15 protein-coding genes are annotated in these 16,295 nt (G+C 61.9%); 14 read left to right on the top strand and 1 reads right to left on the bottom strand.

Annotated features, from left to right (window positions below; genetic code table 11):
• Nucleotides 1-72: 72 nt before the first annotated feature.
• The 6 genes from QNJ86_RS09250 (at nucleotide 73) to QNJ86_RS09225 (ending at nucleotide 5,919) form a co-directional block, all read left to right on the top strand.
• The gene (locus QNJ86_RS09250; RefSeq protein WP_283832326.1) at nucleotides 73-849 is read left to right on the top strand and encodes an ABC transporter ATP-binding protein; all 777 of its coding nucleotides are present in this window, start codon (nucleotides 73-75) and stop codon (nucleotides 847-849) included.
• A complete protein-coding gene (locus QNJ86_RS09245; protein ID WP_283832325.1) occupies nucleotides 846-2,021 on the top strand; it encodes an ABC transporter permease in 1,176 nt (391 codons plus the stop codon). Before QNJ86_RS09250 ends, QNJ86_RS09245 begins: the two co-directional genes overlap by 4 nt.
• 205 nt (nucleotides 2,022-2,226) lie before the next feature.
• Complete coding sequence (locus QNJ86_RS09240; protein WP_283832324.1) at nucleotides 2,227-2,958, top strand: amino acid ABC transporter ATP-binding protein; 732 nt, start codon at nucleotides 2,227-2,229, stop codon at nucleotides 2,956-2,958.
• A 9-nt stretch (nucleotides 2,959-2,967) separates the two neighbouring features.
• Nucleotides 2,968-3,810: a transporter substrate-binding domain-containing protein gene (locus QNJ86_RS09235; RefSeq protein WP_283832323.1), complete on the top strand. Its 843-nt coding sequence runs from the start codon at nucleotides 2,968-2,970 to the stop codon at nucleotides 3,808-3,810.
• Nucleotides 3,803-5,260: an amino acid ABC transporter permease gene (locus QNJ86_RS09230; protein ID WP_283832322.1), complete on the top strand. Its 1,458-nt coding sequence runs from the start codon at nucleotides 3,803-3,805 to the stop codon at nucleotides 5,258-5,260. The genes QNJ86_RS09235 and QNJ86_RS09230 overlap by 8 nt, the downstream gene beginning before the upstream one ends.
• Nucleotides 5,257-5,919 (top strand): amino acid ABC transporter permease, encoded by a 663-nt coding sequence (locus QNJ86_RS09225; protein ID WP_283832321.1) that lies wholly within the window; start codon nucleotides 5,257-5,259, stop codon nucleotides 5,917-5,919. Before QNJ86_RS09230 ends, QNJ86_RS09225 begins: the two co-directional genes overlap by 4 nt.
• A 40-nt stretch (nucleotides 5,920-5,959) precedes the next feature.
• Here QNJ86_RS09225 and QNJ86_RS09220 read toward each other — a convergent pair whose 3' ends face one another.
• The gene (locus QNJ86_RS09220) at nucleotides 5,960-6,427 is read right to left on the bottom strand and encodes a hypothetical protein (protein ID WP_283832320.1); all 468 of its coding nucleotides are present in this window, start codon (nucleotides 6,425-6,427) and stop codon (nucleotides 5,960-5,962) included.
• 460 nt (nucleotides 6,428-6,887) lie between these two features.
• Here QNJ86_RS09220 and QNJ86_RS09215 point away from each other — a divergent pair, with 460 nt between their 5' ends.
• From QNJ86_RS09215 to QNJ86_RS09180, 8 genes are all read left to right on the top strand, one after another.
• The gene (locus tag QNJ86_RS09215; RefSeq protein ID WP_283832319.1) at nucleotides 6,888-7,244 is read left to right on the top strand and encodes a type II toxin-antitoxin system RelE/ParE family toxin; all 357 of its coding nucleotides are present in this window, start codon (nucleotides 6,888-6,890) and stop codon (nucleotides 7,242-7,244) included.
• Nucleotides 7,237-7,509: a helix-turn-helix domain-containing protein gene (locus tag QNJ86_RS09210; RefSeq protein WP_283832318.1), complete on the top strand. Its 273-nt coding sequence runs from the start codon at nucleotides 7,237-7,239 to the stop codon at nucleotides 7,507-7,509. The genes QNJ86_RS09215 and QNJ86_RS09210 overlap by 8 nt, the downstream gene beginning before the upstream one ends.
• A gap of 259 nt (nucleotides 7,510-7,768) precedes the next feature.
• Nucleotides 7,769-10,324, top strand: a complete 2,556-nt coding sequence (locus tag QNJ86_RS09205; protein ID WP_283832317.1) for a DNA topoisomerase I — start codon at nucleotides 7,769-7,771, stop codon at nucleotides 10,322-10,324.
• A gap of 48 nt (nucleotides 10,325-10,372) precedes the next feature.
• Nucleotides 10,373-11,296, top strand: coding sequence for a malate dehydrogenase (mdh, locus tag QNJ86_RS09200; RefSeq protein WP_283832316.1), 924 nt, complete (start codon nucleotides 10,373-10,375; stop codon nucleotides 11,294-11,296).
• A gap of 395 nt (nucleotides 11,297-11,691) precedes the next feature.
• Complete coding sequence (locus tag QNJ86_RS09195; protein ID WP_283832315.1) at nucleotides 11,692-12,483, top strand: nitroreductase family protein; 792 nt, start codon at nucleotides 11,692-11,694, stop codon at nucleotides 12,481-12,483.
• Between the two features lie 44 nt (nucleotides 12,484-12,527).
• Nucleotides 12,528-14,117 (top strand): fumarate hydratase, encoded by a 1,590-nt coding sequence (locus QNJ86_RS09190; protein WP_283832314.1) that lies wholly within the window; start codon nucleotides 12,528-12,530, stop codon nucleotides 14,115-14,117.
• A gap of 72 nt (nucleotides 14,118-14,189) precedes the next feature.
• Nucleotides 14,190-15,128 carry a dTMP kinase gene (gene tmk / locus QNJ86_RS09185; protein ID WP_283832313.1) on the top strand — a complete coding sequence of 313 codons (939 nt, stop codon included), beginning with the start codon at nucleotides 14,190-14,192 and terminating at the stop codon, nucleotides 15,126-15,128.
• Nucleotides 15,112-16,281: a DNA polymerase III subunit gene (locus QNJ86_RS09180; protein WP_283832312.1), complete on the top strand. Its 1,170-nt coding sequence runs from the start codon at nucleotides 15,112-15,114 to the stop codon at nucleotides 16,279-16,281. Before tmk ends, QNJ86_RS09180 begins: the two co-directional genes overlap by 17 nt.
• The last annotated feature ends 14 nt before the right edge of the window (nucleotides 16,282-16,295 follow it).

The raw sequence follows: 16,295 nt of genomic DNA, 5'->3' as shown, positions 1-16,295 counted from the left end.
ACCTCTTGCCCCCCCCCTGGCTGCTATCCTGTTTTGTGTTGTGACCGAATCGACCCCGGAGGGGGAAGGCCGATGGACTACGCCATCAGCGCAAAAAACCTGAAGAAAACGTTCAAACTGTCCGCGAAGCAGCGCAAGCTGGATCGCACGGGCGCACGTACCAAAACGGCCGTGGACGGCCTGTCGTTTGACGTGCGCCGCGGCGAAATCTACGGGCTCTTGGGCCCGAACGGCGCCGGCAAAACCACGACGCTGCGCATGCTGGCTGCGCTCGTGAAGCCCGATGAAGGCGATGCCTTCATCGAAGGTGTCTCCGTCGTAGATGACCCGCTTAAGGTGCGCGGCCTCATTGGCTTTCTCACGAGCGAACTTAAGCTAGAAGAGGTGTTCTCACCCGACTACCTGTTCAACTTCTTCAGCGAACTGCACCACGTCGATCACGCCGTGCGCGACGCGCGCAAGCAGGCGCTGTTCGAGCGCTTCGGTATCGACCGCTTCGCTCAGACGAAGGTGGCCGACCTCTCCACCGGCATGAAGCAGAAAACGTCGCTTGCGGTGTCGGTGGCTCATGATCCGGACGTCATCATCTTCGACGAACCCACCAACGGCCTTGACGTGCTCACGGCGAAAACGGTCACGGACTTTCTGCTGGAGCTGGCGGCTGAGGGGAAGACGGTGCTGCTGTCCACCCACATCTTTAGCCTGGTGGAGAAGGTGTGTGACCGCGCGGGTATCGTCATCGACGGCCATTTGGTGGCCGAGGGAACGCTTCCTGAACTCACGGGCGGGCGCTCGCTGGAAGACGTGTTTTTCGACCTGTATGCGGCGCGTGTGGGGGAGGCATCATGAGGGGCAGCACACTCACCATTGCAAAGAAGGAACTGGCGCGGTTTTTCGCCAACCGCGTGTCGGCGGTGGTGTCCATCGTGTTGCCGGGCCTGCTGATTTTTGTTATGTGGACGTTCATGGGCGACGCGATGAGTACCATGTTCGCGCCCGACGAAACGGCGCGCCCCACGGTGGCCGTGGTGAACGAGCCAGCGAGCATCGCTGGGGCGGCGGAGACCGCTGGCATTGATATAGTGCCCGAGGCGGCGCTGCCCGATGCCGCCCAGATGCGCGAGCGCATTGAGGCCGGCGAGGTGCGGGCATTCGCCGTGTTCCCCACAGACTTTGACGAAGCGGTGGCTGCGTATGACCCCGCCTCGGGCATGCCGGCTCCACAGGTGGAACTGTACGCGAACTCCACCGATGCCGATTCCTCCCACGCTGCCACGCTGTTCACGGCGCTGCTCGATTCCTACGAGTCGTCGCTGTCGAACCGCTTCGACATCAATGCGGGTGGAGGCACTTACGAGCTTGCCGAAGAGCGTGACCTCGCCAGCACTATCGTGGTAACTATCGTGCCGTTTATGCTGATCATCCTGTTATTCACGAGCGTTATGTCCATCGCGGCCGAATCGGTGGCTGGCGAGAAGGAACGCGGCACCATGGCCACGCTTCTGGCCACACCCATTCGCCGGCGCGACATTGCGCTTGGCAAACTGCTGGCCATCACGCTCATTGGCCTGTTGGTTGCCGCCTCAAGTATGATTGGCATCTTCGCCTCGCTGCCCAGCATGTTTGGCAGTGCGATGGTTGACTTGAACGTGTATGGCCTGGTGGAATACGTTGAAGTGGCGCTTGTTATTGTGTCAACCACGCTGGTGGTGGTCATGCTGATCACTATCGTGTCCACGCTTGCTTCGTCGATGAAAGAGGCCAGTATGTACCTCACGCCCGTCATGATTTTAGTCATGCTGGTGGCAGTGCTCGGCATGTTCGGCGGCACGCAAACTGATTCCTGGTACTACTTCATCCCCCTCTACAACAGTGTGCAGTGCCTAAACGGCATTCTCTCGTTTAATTTCCAGCCGCTGAATGTGGTGATATGCATTGTCACGAACCTGGTGGTCACCGGCGTGGGCGTGCTGGTGCTGCAGCGCATGTTTGACAGCGAGCGGTTGATGTTTAGACGCTAACTAAAACATCAAGGAAGATCAAACGGTGCGAAGGGGCCTGGTATAGGGCCCCTTTTCGTGCCAAAACCGCTCCTGTCAGGCTACCGTAACCTCCCTGCCATCTGGGTCGATGGCGCGCATGCTAGACTGATCGACGCATTTCGCTCTGTGATCAAAGACCGCGTCGCCCACCGATCGCGGCTTCTAGCAAACGGGAGGCGTCGTCGTGGCAAGCGCAATTTCGGTTCAAAACATTCGCAAGAATTTCGGCACGGTGGAGGCGCTGCGTGGCGTCTCGCTTGAGGTGGCCGAGGCGGAAAAGGTTGTCATCATAGGGCCGTCGGGCTCGGGCAAGAGCGTACTCATCCGCTGCATCAACGGGCTGGAAACGCCGGACGCGGGCACCATCATTGTGGACGGCATGAACCTGGCCGACCGCAAGGTGAACGCGCGTGCGGTAGCCCGCGACGTGGCCATGGTGTTTCAGAGCTACAACCTTTACCCGCACAAAACGGTGCTGGAAAACGTCACGCTGGCACCCATCAAGGTGCTGAAAGTGCCGCGCGAACAGGCCGAACGTGATGGACGCGCCTACCTTGAGCGCGTGGGCCTCTCCGACAAGGTGAACAAGTACCCCGACCAACTCTCCGGCGGCCAGCAGCAGCGCGTGGCCATCGCGCGCGCCCTCAACATGCATCCGAAGATCATGCTGCTGGACGAACCCACGAGTGCGCTTGACCCCGAGATGGTGCAGGAGGTGCTCGACGTTATCAAGTCGCTCGCGGAAACGAACATGACCATCGTCATGGTTACCCACGAGATGGGCCTTGCGCGCGAGGCGGCCGACAAGGTGGTGTTCATGGAAAACGGCCTCGTCGTTGACCAGGGCACGCCCCACTACCTGTTCGATGAAACCGAGAACGCCCGCGTCAAGAGCTTCCTCTCGAAGATCCTGTGAGGTGTGTCTATGCTGACCAGGAGAATGTTCATTCAAACCTCAGCCGTTGCCCTGGCAAGTCTTGCGCTTGGTAGCGGACTTGCAGGTTGTGCGCCCGATCCCAACGTGCTGCGCGTGGGTACGAAAATTGATGTGCCAGCGTTTGGCTTTCAAAACCCCGAGACGGGAAACGTTGAGGGCATGGAGGTGGATATCGCGCGTGAGCTGGCGAAACGCATCAAGGGTAGCCCCGACGCGCTGCAGGTCACGGGTGTGAATGTGACTACGCGCGGCGCGATGCTCGACAACGGCACGCTCGATGCGACGCTGGCCACCTTCACCATCACCGAGGCGCGCAAGAAAAGCTACAACTTCTCGCGGCCGTACTACACCGACCACATTGGCGTGCTGGTGAAGAAGTCCTCCGGCATCACCGACTTGCGCGCCCTCGACGGTAAAACCGTGGGCGTGGCGCTTTCGGCCACCACGCGCGAGAAGCTGACAGCGGCGGGTGACGAGCTGGGCATCCACATGAACTTCGCCGAATACTCCACATACCCTGAGATTAAGATTGCGCTGGTCACCGGTCGCGTTGACGCGTTTTCGGTGGACCGGTCTATTCTGAACGGCTACGTGGATGATTCCACCATGCTGCTGAATACGCAGTTCGCGCCCCAGGAATATGGCGTGGCTACGAAGAAGTCGAACGTGGAGCTGGCAAACCAGATTGACGCAGCCATCGGCGCCATGCAGGAAGACGGCACGCTGCGCGCCCTTGAGGAACGCTGGGGACTCGTGGACGACGCACCGGCGGGTGACTCCGGGTCGTCGGATAACTCCGGCGCGGCGGAGGGAGGCGCGGCCCATGCTTGAGATATTCGCGCCCTATAAGTGGGAGGCGCTGTTCCAGCGCTGGCCCGATGTGCTGGCTGCGTTCGGTACCACGGTGGGCATTTCGGTGTTGGCGCTGGTGATCGCACTGCTGTTGGGTGCGCTCTTCGGTGTGCTGTCGGTGTCGCGCATCGCCGTCTTGCGCGGCATCACCCGCATGTACGTGGAAGTGGTGCAGAACGTGCCGCTGCTTCTGCAAGTGTTTGTGTTCTATGCCATCTTCCCGCTGCTAGGGTTCTCTCTGGCGGCGTTTTGGATTGGCGTGCTGGCCATTGGTATCTATCACGGCGGCTATATTTCCGAAGTGGTACGCTCAGGCATTGGATCCATTCACCGCGGGCAATTTGAGGCGGCGAAAAGCCAGGGCTTCGGCTACTGGCAGTCGATGTTTCTCATCATATTGCCCCAGGCCATTCGTATTATCATGCCGCCTTTGGCCGTGCAAGCGGCAAACCTCGTGAAGAACACCTCGGTGCTCGCGCTAATCGCGGGCGGCGAGCTTATGTACTTCTCGAATTCGTTTGCGGGGTCGACCAGTTATTACGGGCCGGTGTATGTCATGGCGGCCGTGCTGTACTTTATTATTTGCTTCCCGCTGTCGCGTCTTGCGCTGTACCTGGAGCAACGCACGCGCTCGCACCGCCACCTGGCCACGGGCGACGCTACCGAAGAACTGGCCGTGGATGCTATGGAAGTAACGCCGGGCACGCACGACATCACCGGGCGCGCGGCGGCCGACACGCTGGCCGGGGGTGTGGGCACCATGTTGGAAACGGTGGAGATTGCGCCTGCCCGCGAGGCACCTTCGCCGCGCCACCCGCTGCATGTGCTGGGCGAAGAGCCGGATGCTGACGTCACGCGCGGGCCGCTTGAACAGGCCTTTACCGGGCGCGTGGCCGCGGAGATCGCCGATGAGATAGGCCGCGAGATAGCCCAGGAAATTGCCGAGGAATGTGGCGATGATGAGGAATGTGCCACCCGCATTATGCACACGAAGTCCGGTCGTATAAAGATACACCGCCGCCTTGAGCGCCGCGCTGCCGCCCGTAAGGGTGTGGAAAGCGGTGCGCACGGGCCGGTGGCTGCCGGTGCTGCCGCACCGGCGACGCCTGATGCGCTGGCGGAGGGCGTGCGCGACTTGGCATCGCATCGCTCGCCCGAGGCTGACGAGGTGCTGACCTCGCGCGCCGAGACGGCAACGAGCGACCGCATCACCAAGGAAGCGCGTCGCCGCGCCGAGCGCCGCAATGAGCAGGCGGAAGCCCTGCTGGGTGCCGAGGCATTCCTTGACAACGACTACGTGCCGGGCGAGTTAGACGCTCCTGCCGAGCGCATCGCCCACGAACGCGCGCCGCACGACGAAGCCGATTTCGATGCGGAAAGCGAAGATGCCGCCGCGCGCGAAGACGGCAACCGAAAGGGGGAGCGATGAGCGAGATAGCAGCCCTGTTCACGTGGGTGAACGTGCGGTTTTTGCTGCAAGGCCTTGGCATGACGTTGCTTATCTCAGCGCTCGCCATCCTCTGCTCGGTGGTGCTGGGCACCATCATTTCCGTCATGCGCACGTCGAACGTCCGCGTGCTGCGCGGCATTGCCACCGTCTACATTGAGATATTCAAGAACACGCCGCTTCTGCTGTGGATCATGTTCACGTTTTTCGTGGCGCAGCTGCCGCCCATCGGTGCGGCCGTGCTGGCGTTTACGCTGTTTACCAGTGCGAGCGTGGCCGAAATTGTGCGCGGCGGCCTGGCAAGTGTGCCTCACGGGCAGTACGAGGCGGCGCGCTCGCAGGGCTTTTCCACCGTGCAAACCTACCTGCTTATCATTTTGCCGCAGGCGTTGCGCAACATGGTGCCCGCGCTGCTGAGCCAATTCGTCACCACTATCAAAGACACGAGCTACCTGTGGGGCGCCATGGCGCTACAAGAACTCATGGGACGCGGTATGATTCTCATGAACAGCTACAACTCCACCGCGCAGATTTTCGCCATCTTCGGCATTATGGCTGCGGTGTATTTTGTGGTGTGCTTCACGTTGTCGCAGATCGTGCGCGCCTACCAGCGTCGTTTGAAGGAGGCGCGCACGGCGTAAGCGACATGCGGATACGTGGTGCGGAAGGAGAGGCGCAGCGTTAGAGCATGCTTGCGAGCTCGGCCAGGCGGGCCTGCGCGCTTTCGGGTACGGTGAGCGTGAGCGTTTGGCCGTAGGCATCCAAGGTGATATAGCCCGGATCCTCGTAGAGCGTGAGCGTACCCGGAACGCCGAGGGAGTTGCCCTCATAGCTGTCGGTTTGCACCGCATCGGCGGGAAGTGGGGTGGCCTGCCACTCATCAATGCCAAGGTCGGCTATGGCGGCGTCCACCTCTTCGGCCGTCATGCCTGCGGCGGCGGCCAGGTTGTCCTTGTTCTGCTCGACCACGTCTTTGACCTTGCCTTTTACATCGGCCACATCCATGACCGTGTTCGTGGCGGCAGCCTGTACGTTTTGAGCGACCTCACTTGCGGGCCCGAGTTGTGCGTTCGCGAGGGCAACAACGCCAACGCCAACGGCGACAACTAAGACAACGAGCGCGACCAGTGCTCCAAGAAGCTTCTTCATGGGTGCCTCTCCTTTCAGGTTCGGTATCCCCGAGTGGGCGAGCCGCCGCTTGTGCGTTCGTAGGCGAATGCGGGCGCGGTTACTGGGGTGGTTCGGCGGCTTCCCCGCAACTAGCCTACCCGAGAAACCGCTCGTTCACGAAACGCCCGCAGCATCTTCAACACGCCCAGACGAAATCCCCATCGCATTTACGGAAGTCGCGTAACCTGCGGCGCTGGGAAATGGTTGGCTGCGCGCTTGAAACCCGCCGGCTTTTCGCCGACAGGCGGACGGTTGCCCCGCCGTATATCCGTCAGATCGAGACGACTCCCCGACGGCTCAAAAACGGTCCAACGGTAAGGTTGCGGCGCTAAAGTGGGGCGGAAACAGGAGCGCGGAGACGGCAAATTCACGGGGTGCTCGCTTGCATCTATAACATATATGTTATAGACTAAGCAGGCCCCAGCGAAAGCGGGGAAGCATGGATGAGTTCACGCTAGTTTTCTATGCCCGGAAAGACGGGACAAGGCCCATGGATGGTTTTCTCGATGAGCTTGAGCCAAAACTGCGAGCAAAAACAGTGGTCGATCTTCAAGCGTTGCGCGAAGGAGCGCTGGTGTTGCGTGAGCCGCATGCGAAAGCGATGGGAAAAGGCCTGTTCGAGTTAAGAGTGCGTCAAGGATCGGACCTGGTGAGAGTCTTCTACTTCTTTTTCTCCGGCCGTCGCATTGTTGTGACAAACGGGTTTGTGAAGAAGAGCCGGAAAACGCCAAAGGTTGAGTTAGCGCGCGCCTTGAAATACAAGGCCGATTGGGAGGAGAGGTTTGGAAATGGATGATCTTGATCGTTATCATGCCAAGCAAATGAAAAACCCGGAGTACGCGGCCGAATACGAGCGTCTGCAGCCGGAGTATGACATTATTGATGCGCTCATCACGGCGCGCGCGGAGGAAAACCTCACGCAGCGTGAACTGGCCGAGCGCTGCGGCATGCGACAAAGTGCGTTCGCGCGCATTGAATCGGGCAACGCGAACCCGACGCTTAAAACCCTCAAGCAACTCGCCGACGGCATGGGGAAGAAGCTCCGCATTTCGTTCGTGTAGCGCCGCCCGCGCATTTTCGACGCTCCTTCAACCCCGTGTGATTTCTTCGGCGGTTTCGTAGGAAATCGTGTATGCTAACGTCTGCTGTGCCCGGACGGCGCAGTGAGTAAGGCGCGCTCGGGCGCGCTCACGTCGGCGAACGTGGCGGCGCGGGCAAAGCGAGTTCGTCATCCCCGCACACGTTAATAAACAAGTAGGGGTTACCGTGTGAACAAAGCCAGGCCGCGGGAGGCGGCCCGAAAGATCAAGGAGGAACCGCGTGAAGCTGGTGGTAACCGAGAAGAACGACGCGGCTCAAAAAATTGCCGACTTGCTCGGCGTGAAGCAACCCAAAGCGGACAAGGTGTACTCAACGCCCGTCTACCGCTTCGACGTGAACGGCGAAGAGTGGGTGACCATCGGCCTGCGTGGCCACATCCTCGAACCCGACTTCACCCCCACAATGGTGTACAAAAAGCGCGGCGGCTGGCAAGGCGTGACCGACGAGGGCGAAATGCTGCCTGCCACCCTGCCCGACACGCTGCCACGCCCTCCGTTCAAAAAGAAGAAGCCCTTCACCGAAGACGGCGTGGAACTGAAGGCGTGGAAGATGGATGCGCTGCCGTACCTCGTGTACGCCCCCATCGAGAAGCTGCCGAAGGAAAAGGAAATCATCCGCTCCCTGAAAAACCTTGCGAAGAAGGCCGACTCGGTCATCATCGCAACCGACTTCGACCGCGAAGGCGAACTTATCGGCAGTGACGCGCTTTCCTGCATCCAAGAGGTGAACCCGACTGCGCCCGTGTCGCGCGCGCGCTACTCGGCCTTCACGAAAGAGGAGATCAACCACGCGTTCAACAATCTGGTGGAGCTTGACACGAACCTGGCTTCCGCCGGTGCGTCGCGCCAGGACATCGACCTTATTTGGGGTGCGGTGCTCACGCGCTATCTCACGCTGGTGAAGTTCGCGGGCTACGGCAATGTGCGCTCGTCCGGCCGCGTGCAAACACCCACCCTTGCACTCATCGTGGCGCGTGAGCGCGAACGCCTCGCGTTCATCCCCGAAGACTACTGGGTGATTCGCGGCGCTTTCGGCACCGACCCGGACGCCTTTGATGCCCCGCACGCCACGGCTCGTTTCAAGAGTGAAGCCGAGGCGCAAGCCGTGATGGCCCACGTCAAAGGCGCAACGCGCGCGAAAGTGGCTTCCATCGAGAAGAAGAAGCGCACGGTGGCTCCGCCGGTGCCATTCAACACCACCTCGCTCATGGCGGCCGCCTCGGCCGAGGGCATCTCGCCCGCGCGCACGATGCGCATCGCCGAGAGCCTCTACATGGATGGCTACATTTCCTACCCCCGCGTGGACAACACGGTGTATCCGGCCTCGCTCGACCTCGCCGAAACGGTGAAAACCATCGCGGGCAACCCGGCCTACGCGCCGTACTGCAAGGAGCTTTTGGCAAAGGGCACGCTCATCGCCACGCGCGGCAAGAAGGAAACGACCGACCACCCGCCTATCTATCCCACGGCCAAGGCCACGCCGGATGACTTGGCGCCGGCCGACTACAAGCTATACAACCTCATCGCGCGCCGCTTCTTGGCCACGCTTTCCGAGGCAGCCATCATCGAAGGCACGAAGGTGACACTCGATGTGTCCGGCGAGCCCTTTGTGGGACGCGGCGACGTGCTGGTGAAGCCCGGTTTCCGCGCCATCTACCCCTACGGCCTCAAGAAGGACGAGCAAATGCCGGCGCTCACGGAAGGCGAGGACATTGCTTTCAACGGCGCTACCTGCACCAAGAAGCAAACCGAGCCGCCCGCGCGCTACAGTCAGGGCAAACTCATTCAAGAGATGGAGAAGCTGGGCCTGGGCACGAAGTCCACGCGCCACTCCATCATCGAGCGCCTCTACGCGGTGAAGTACGTGCAAAACGACCCCATCGAGCCCAGTCAGCTGGGCATGGCGGTGTGCGACGCGCTGGACAAATTCGCGCCGCACATCACACACCCCGAGATGACGGCCGAGCTGGAAGAGGAAATGGACAACATCGCTGAGGGCCGCACCACCAAGTCTGACGTGGTGTCCACCTCGCGCAACCTGCTGGCCGAGCAGCTGGCCAGCCTGATTCCGCACTCCGAGGAAGTGAAGGATGCGCTCGCCGACGCGGTGGCCGCCGACGCGTACGTAGGTCCGTGCCCCAAGTGCGGCAAGGACTTGCAGCTGCGCGCCAGCCAAAAGACACGCGGCATGTTCATCGGCTGCGCCGGCTGGCCCGACTGCGACGTGACGTTCCCGCTGCCCAAGGGCAAGGTGGAAGCGGTGCCCGAGGTGTGTCCCACCTGCGGCATGCCCCAGGTGAAAGTGACGGCGTTCCGCGCAAAACCGCGCACTATCTGCATCGACCCGAATTGCTCCACCAATCAGGAACCCGACGTGATAGTGGGCGAGTGCCCCACGTGCAAGGCCGCTGGCAAAACGGCGAACCTCGTGGCGCAGAAAAACCCGCGCACGTTGAAGCGCTTCATCCGCTGCGAAAACTACGACGAGTGCAACACGGGCTATCCGCTGCCCCAGTACGGCAAGCTGGAAGCTACGGGCGAAGTGTGCGAGCACTGCGGCGCGCCGATGGTGGTGGTTACCACCGCGCGCGGCCCGTGGAAACTGTGCCCCAACTTCACCTGCCCCGGCAAGGAGCAGGAGGAAGGGCAGGAGAACGCAACGGCGAAAAAGCCCGCTGCACGCAGCGGCGCCAAGAAGGCCCCGGCCAAAAAGGCACCCGCAAAGGCTAAAAGCGTGAAGAAACCGGCTGCGAAGTCCGCGGCTCGTAAGAAATAGTTAGAATGTAGGTCAACCTGATACCTGGGGAAGAGGAGTCTGAAGAACATGCCTAAAGTAACCATTGTTGGAGCGGGTAACGTTGGCGCGACCGCAGCCCACATCATTGCATCGAAGAACATGGCCGACGTCGTGCTCATCGACGTGGCCGAGGGCCTGCCGCAGGGCAAGGCGCTCGACATGATGCACATGCGCAGTGTGGAAAAGTTCACGGTGAAGGTGACCGGCACGAACGACTACGCCGACACGCGCGACTCCGACGTGGTGGTTATCACGGCCGGCATCGCCCGCAAGCCTGGCATGACCCGCGAAGACCTGCTTGGCGTGAACGCGGGCATCATGAAGTCGGTCATCGGCCAGGCCCTGGAAGCCTCCCCGAACGCCGTGTTCATCTGCGTGACGAACCCGCTCGACGTCATGACTACGCTTGCCTTCCGCGAATCCGGCCTGCCGGCGAACCGTCTCATGGGCATGGGTGGCGTGCTAGACTCCTCGCGTCTGGCCTTTGCGGTGTGCGAGAAGCTGGGCTGCGAGCCGGCCGATGTCACGGCATGGGCTGTGGGCGCGCACGGCGAGGGCATGGTGTGCTGGCCGCGCTTCACCACGGTGAACGGCACGCCTATCACCGAACTCATGGACGAGGCCGCGGTCGCCGAGGTGGTGCAGCGTTGCGTCAAGGGCGGTGCCGAAGTGGTGGCCTTCCTCAAAACCGGCAGCGCTTACTATGCCCCCGGCGCTTCCATTGCGAAGATGGTGGAAGCCATTCTCACGGGCTCTGACGAGGTCATGAGCGTATGCGCTCACATCGACGGACAGTATGGCATCGACGACCTCTACATGAATGTACCGGTTCGTTTGGGCAAGAATGGTGTCGAAGAAATTGTTGAGTTCGACTTAAATGCCGATGAGCTTGCCGCGCTTCAGGCTTCGGCGGAAAGCGTACGAGCGGGACTTGCGAATTTGCCGGAATAGGTTGACCTTTTTTGCGAAGTTTGGTCTAACCTGCGGGGCGGGCTGAGCGGGGGGGCCGGATGGGCCTCCTCACACACTTCGCGAAAGTTCGTCGACCCATTCGACCTCCCCACTCAGCCCTGTTCTTTGTTTAATGGGGGCTGGCACCAGTTAGATTGAACAGGCTGCTCATCAATTGGAGCAGCAATGGTAGAGTTACTGGCTCCCTGTGTCATCCTGAGCGGAGCGCCGTAGGCGCGGAGTCGCGACGCGAAGCTAGTCCCGCAGGGGAAGGATCCCGTGCGGCGATAGCGAAAAGACTTGTGGAGAGGTACTTGAAGGCGTCGCTGGAGGGCGGCGCTTTCTTGTTGGGGGAGACGGGGCGAACTATTACTTGGGAGAGAAGAGGTTGTTGGGTGATTGAGATTGATGGTGAGCGCTGCATTGGGTGTGGGCGGTGTGTGGCGGACTGTGTGGGGTCTAATGTAGTGGTGGAGGATGGGGCGGCGCGGGTGCTGGGGCGCTGTATTCTGTGCGGGCATTGCGTGGCGGTCTGTCCTGCTGAGGCGGTGGCTATTCCGGACTTCGACATGGCGGATGTGGAAGCTGCTGTTCCGGCGAGTGAATCCATTGATTCGCAGGCGCTTCTCCTGGCTATTAAATCGCGACGCAGTGTACGTGATTATCGAGCGTGTGCGGTGGAGGCCGAGGCGTTGCGGATGATGCTTGAGGCGGGACGCTATACGGCCACGGCGAAGAATGCGCAGGCGTGTCGGTTTGTGGTGGTGCAAGAAGAACTTCCCGAGCTCAAGCGGCTGGTGTGGGACGGCATTGATGAGTTGCTGGCGCAGCCGGCGGCGGAGAAGCCGCGATGGGTGAAGTTGTATAAGCTGTTCTTGCGTGCGGTACAGAAGGACTCGGCGCAGGACTTTCTCTTCCGCAATGCGCCGGCGGTAGTGTATGTGGCGGCTGAGCGGGCTGATGATGCGGGGCTTGCGGCGCAGAATATGGAGCTCGTGGCGGCCTCGCTGGGGTTGGGCGTGCTCTATAACGGCTACCTGTGTCGCGCGTCGGATGAGCTGCCTGCGGTGAAGGAGTTTCTCGAAGTGAGCGACAGGCCGCTGCAAATCTGTATGCTGCTGGGGTATCCGGCGGTGTCATATCCGCGTACGGCGCCGCGCAAGCCCGGTGACTTCGTGGTGAAGTAGGGGGCGCTGCGTCGCGTTGCGGGGTATGCGCTATAATCTTCGCTATGGAAACCATCATTACAAAATCACAGGTCGCGGACGCTGTTTACGCGGCCATTCCGCAGCTTGCCTGCGTGCTCCCTGCCGACATTGCCTCCGGGCTTGAGGCTGCCCGCGCGACTGAGGATTCTCTGCGTGGTCGGGCGGTGCTTGACCAGCTGGTGGAAAACGCGCGCATCGCCGCCGCCGACTGCGTGCCCATCTGCCAGGATACCGGTACCGTGTGGGTCAGCTTGGAAGTGGGGCCCGATATGCTGGTGCCGGGCGATGTGTTCGCCGAGGTAAATAACGCGGTGGCGCGCGCGTATGACGAGGCGCGGCTGCGCAAGTCGGTGGTGTGCGACGCGGTGCTCGACCGCGCGAACACCGGCAACAACACGCCTGCCTTCTGCGACATTCATCCGGTGGATAAGCCGGGGGTTGCGCGCCTTCATATTATGTTGAAGGGCGGCGGCTCGGATAACGCGAGTCGCGTGGTCATGCTGGTGCCGGGTGCGGGCAAGCAGGGCATCGTGGATGAACTGGTGCGCTGCGTGCGTGAGAAGGGCGCGAACGCCTGCCCGCCGCTCGTGATAGGCGTTGGCATTGGTGGCACGTTTGACAAGGTGGCAGGCTTGGCGAAGCGTGCGCTCATGCGGCCGGTGGATGAACCGGCAGCTGACCCGCACGTTGCGGCGCTTGAGGAAGAACTGCTGGCGGCTGTGAACGCCTCGGGCGTGGGGCCAGGTGGCCTTGGTGGTCGCACGACGGCGCTCGCCGTGCGCGTGGCCACGGCACCATGCCACATTGCGGCGTTGCCGCTGGCCATCAACATGGGATGTTCGGCCATGCGCAGGACGACAGTTGACTTGACAGCTTGTCATCCTGAGCGGGCGGTTGACTTGGCCGGTTGTCATCCTGAGCGGAGCGCGCAGCGCGAAGTCGAAGGATCCCGTGCGGCGTTAGCGGAAGGTGATACAGGCCTGACGGCCCACACGGGATCCTTTCCCTGCGGGACTATCTTCGCGTCGCGATCCGGCGGCTGCGCCGCCTCCGCTCAGGATGACAGAGGAATGGCGGAACATGCCATCCGCCTTACCTTGCCGCTTGATCGTTCGCAGCTGGCGGGGCTAAAGGCGGGGGATGCGTGTTTGCTCTCGGGGCCGCTCTATACGCTGCGTGATGCGGGGCATGTGCGGCTGATGGATGAGCTTGCTCAGAGCGGTGGCGCGCTGCCATATGGCCTCGCTGGTCAGGCGATTTTCTACGCGGGCCCGACGCCTGCGGCGGCGGGACGGCCGTTTGGGGCGGTGGGTCCCACCACGGCCAGCCGCATGGACTTCGCCGCGCCGGAACTTCATCGCGCGGGCGTCGTCGCCACGGTGGGCAAGGGGCGGCGCTCGGCTGAGGTGCGCGAGGCGTGTCGCGAGACGGGTTCCGTTTATTTCGTGGCGTGCGGCGGGGCGGCGGCGTACCTCGCGAAATGCGTGGCATCATCCGAAACCGTGGCCTACGACGATTTGGGGACCGAGGCGCTGCGCCGCATCGACGTGGTGGACTTCCCCGTGTTTGTGGGCGTGGACACACACGGCAACGACGTGTACAACCTTGTCTAAATGCTGCACCAGCCGCCTGAATAGCGCGAACGCACAAGCAACCACCCGATAGAAGGGATCGAAGGGCAACCTGTGAATCAGAAGCACTGCGACACAAACACTTCCGAAGGCGTCTTCATCACGTTTGAGGGCGGCGAGGGCGCCGGCAAAACGACGCACATTCGCTTTCTTGCCGAGAAGCTGCGCGCGCGCGGCCGTGAAGTGGTGTGTTTGCGCGAGCCGGGCGGCACGGACATTGGTGAGAAGCTGCGCGCCATCGTGCTTGACCCCGCGAACAAGGTCATGGCTGATGAAACGGAACTTCTGGTGTACGAGGCGGCGCGCGCGCAAATTGTGGCGGAGGTCATTCGCCCTGCGCTCGCGCGGGGAGCCGTGGTGCTGTGCGACCGCTTCGCCGATTCCACCATTGCTTACCAGGTGTGCGGGCGCGGGCTGCCGCGCGCGTTTGTGGAACAGGCGAATGCGTTTGCCTGTCAGGGCATCATGCCCGATCGCACCATTCTTCTGGTCACGGGCGGCTCGGCGCGCAAGGGGCTTGCGCGAGCGACGCACCGTTTGGGTGCCGATAGGCTGGAACAGGCGGGCGAGGAATTCCACACGCGCGTGAATGAGGCCTTCCTTGAACTGGCCGAAGCCCACCCGGAGCGCATTCGTGTGGTGCGCTCCGCCGAGCAGAAGGCGAAGACGGCTGAGCGCGTGTTCCGCGAACTGGCGGATTTGTTCCCGTGGATGAACGACGTGGTGGACGATCCGGCGTTCTTTCAGCAGCTGAATCGCCGCCGTCCGAGCGGACACAGCAACTCCGGTCGCAAAGGTCAGCCTTCGGGCAAGGGTGCGCAGAAAGCACATCACACGAAGGGTGGTGCGAAGGGCGGCGGAACTCCAGGTAAGGCCGCGCAGGGCAATGGCTCGCAGGGCACACACGGCGGCGCACGCGGCAATGATGCGCACGGCGCCCCCAAAAACACGCGCGGCAGTGAGGGAGGGCGTAGCTGTGGCCGATGCCTTTGAGAACATCCTCGGTCAGCCGCAGGTGCGTGAGTTTCTACGCGCCAGCGTGCAGAGCGACCGTGTGACGCACGCCTACCTCTTCACGGGCCCGGCCGGATCGAACAAGACGCTCGCGGCCTTCGCACTCGCGCAGGCAGTGCTGTGCCCGAAAGGACCCCACGGTCCGCGCGGCGGTGCGTGTGGGGCGTGTGATGCCTGCGGGCGTATCATGCGCAAAAAGCACCCTGACGTGCGCTATTTCGCTCCCGAGGGTGCGAATGGTTACCTGGTGGAGCAAATTCGCGATATCGTGGCGGACACTTCGCTTGCGCCTATTCAGGCCAAACGCAAGGTGTACATTCTCGATCGTGTGGACTTGCTGGGCGCCTCGTCGGCCAACGCGTTCCTCAAAACGCTCGAAGAACCACCCTCTGACGTGGTGCTTATCCTGCTGGGTCGTACGCGCGAAAGCGTGTTGCCCACTATTGTGTCGCGCTGTCAGGTGGTGCCGTTTCGCCACATTCCGGCCAGCGAAGCGGCGGGCATCGTCGCGCAAAACACGGGCGCCTCGCTGGAGAAGGCGAAGGTGGGGCTTGAGGCGTGCGACGGCTCCATCACGCGCGCCGTAGAGTTTTTGAAGTCCAACGAGCGGCTGGCCTTCCGCGCACGCGTGCTGGAAGTGCTGGCGCTTCTGCGCAACGCCGACGACTGGGACGCGCTCGGAATGGCCAGTGACCTGGTAGTTCTTTCCAAAGCGCCGCTCGATACGGTACGCGCCTCACAGGAGGAAGAGCTCGCCGAAAACGCGGACTTCCTTGCGAAGTCGGCCATTCGCCAAATTGAGGCGCGCAACAAGCGGGCGCTCACGGCGAAAAGCCAGGAGGCGCTGCGCCAGCTTACGGCCATTGTGCGCTCGTGGCTGCGTGACGTGTTAACCGTGTGCGCCGAAACGCCGGAGCTCATAATCAACGCCGACGTGCGCGGCGCGATTGAGGAAGCCGCCCGCGCCACCGACGAGGCGCGCGTGGCCGCCGCGCTTGCTGCCGTGCGCCGCTGTGACGAGGCTATCGCGTATAATGTGTCACCGGAAACGTGCGTTGACGCGCTGTTATTCGAGGTGAAAGAAGCACTGTATCGTCCGGCCACCCCTGCGGGGGGCCGTCGGGCGTCGTGAGATAGAGAGGTTTC

It is taken from the genome of Gordonibacter faecis, from assembly GCF_030077735.1.
Classification (GTDB): Bacteria; Actinomycetota; Coriobacteriia; order Coriobacteriales; family Eggerthellaceae; genus Gordonibacter; species Gordonibacter faecis.
Note: the sequence above shows the minus strand (reverse complement) of the source record. Positions and strands in the feature narration are given on the sequence as shown.

What these genes read in the sequence shown, in the direction of transcription:
- QNJ86_RS09250 (WP_283832326.1), top strand. Translation starts at nt 73, where the DNA reads ATGGACTACGCCATCAGCGCAAAAAACCTGAAGAAAACGTTCAAACTG.
- QNJ86_RS09215 (WP_283832319.1), top strand. Translation starts at nt 6,888, where the DNA reads ATGGATGAGTTCACGCTAGTTTTCTATGCCCGGAAAGACGGGACAAGG.
- QNJ86_RS09210 (WP_283832318.1), top strand. Translation starts at nt 7,237, where the DNA reads ATGGATGATCTTGATCGTTATCATGCCAAGCAAATGAAAAACCCGGAG.
- QNJ86_RS09225 (WP_283832321.1), top strand. Translation starts at nt 5,257, where the DNA reads ATGAGCGAGATAGCAGCCCTGTTCACGTGGGTGAACGTGCGGTTTTTG.
- QNJ86_RS09220 (WP_283832320.1), bottom strand. Translation starts at nt 6,427, where the DNA reads ATGAAGAAGCTTCTTGGAGCACTGGTCGCGCTCGTTGTCTTAGTTGTC.
- QNJ86_RS09235 (WP_283832323.1), top strand. Translation starts at nt 2,968, where the DNA reads ATGCTGACCAGGAGAATGTTCATTCAAACCTCAGCCGTTGCCCTGGCA.
- QNJ86_RS09190 (WP_283832314.1), top strand. Translation starts at nt 12,528, where the DNA reads ATGGAAACCATCATTACAAAATCACAGGTCGCGGACGCTGTTTACGCG.
- QNJ86_RS09245 (WP_283832325.1), top strand. Translation starts at nt 846, where the DNA reads ATGAGGGGCAGCACACTCACCATTGCAAAGAAGGAACTGGCGCGGTTT.
- QNJ86_RS09230 (WP_283832322.1), top strand. Translation starts at nt 3,803, where the DNA reads ATGCTTGAGATATTCGCGCCCTATAAGTGGGAGGCGCTGTTCCAGCGC.
- mdh (WP_283832316.1), top strand. Translation starts at nt 10,373, where the DNA reads ATGCCTAAAGTAACCATTGTTGGAGCGGGTAACGTTGGCGCGACCGCA.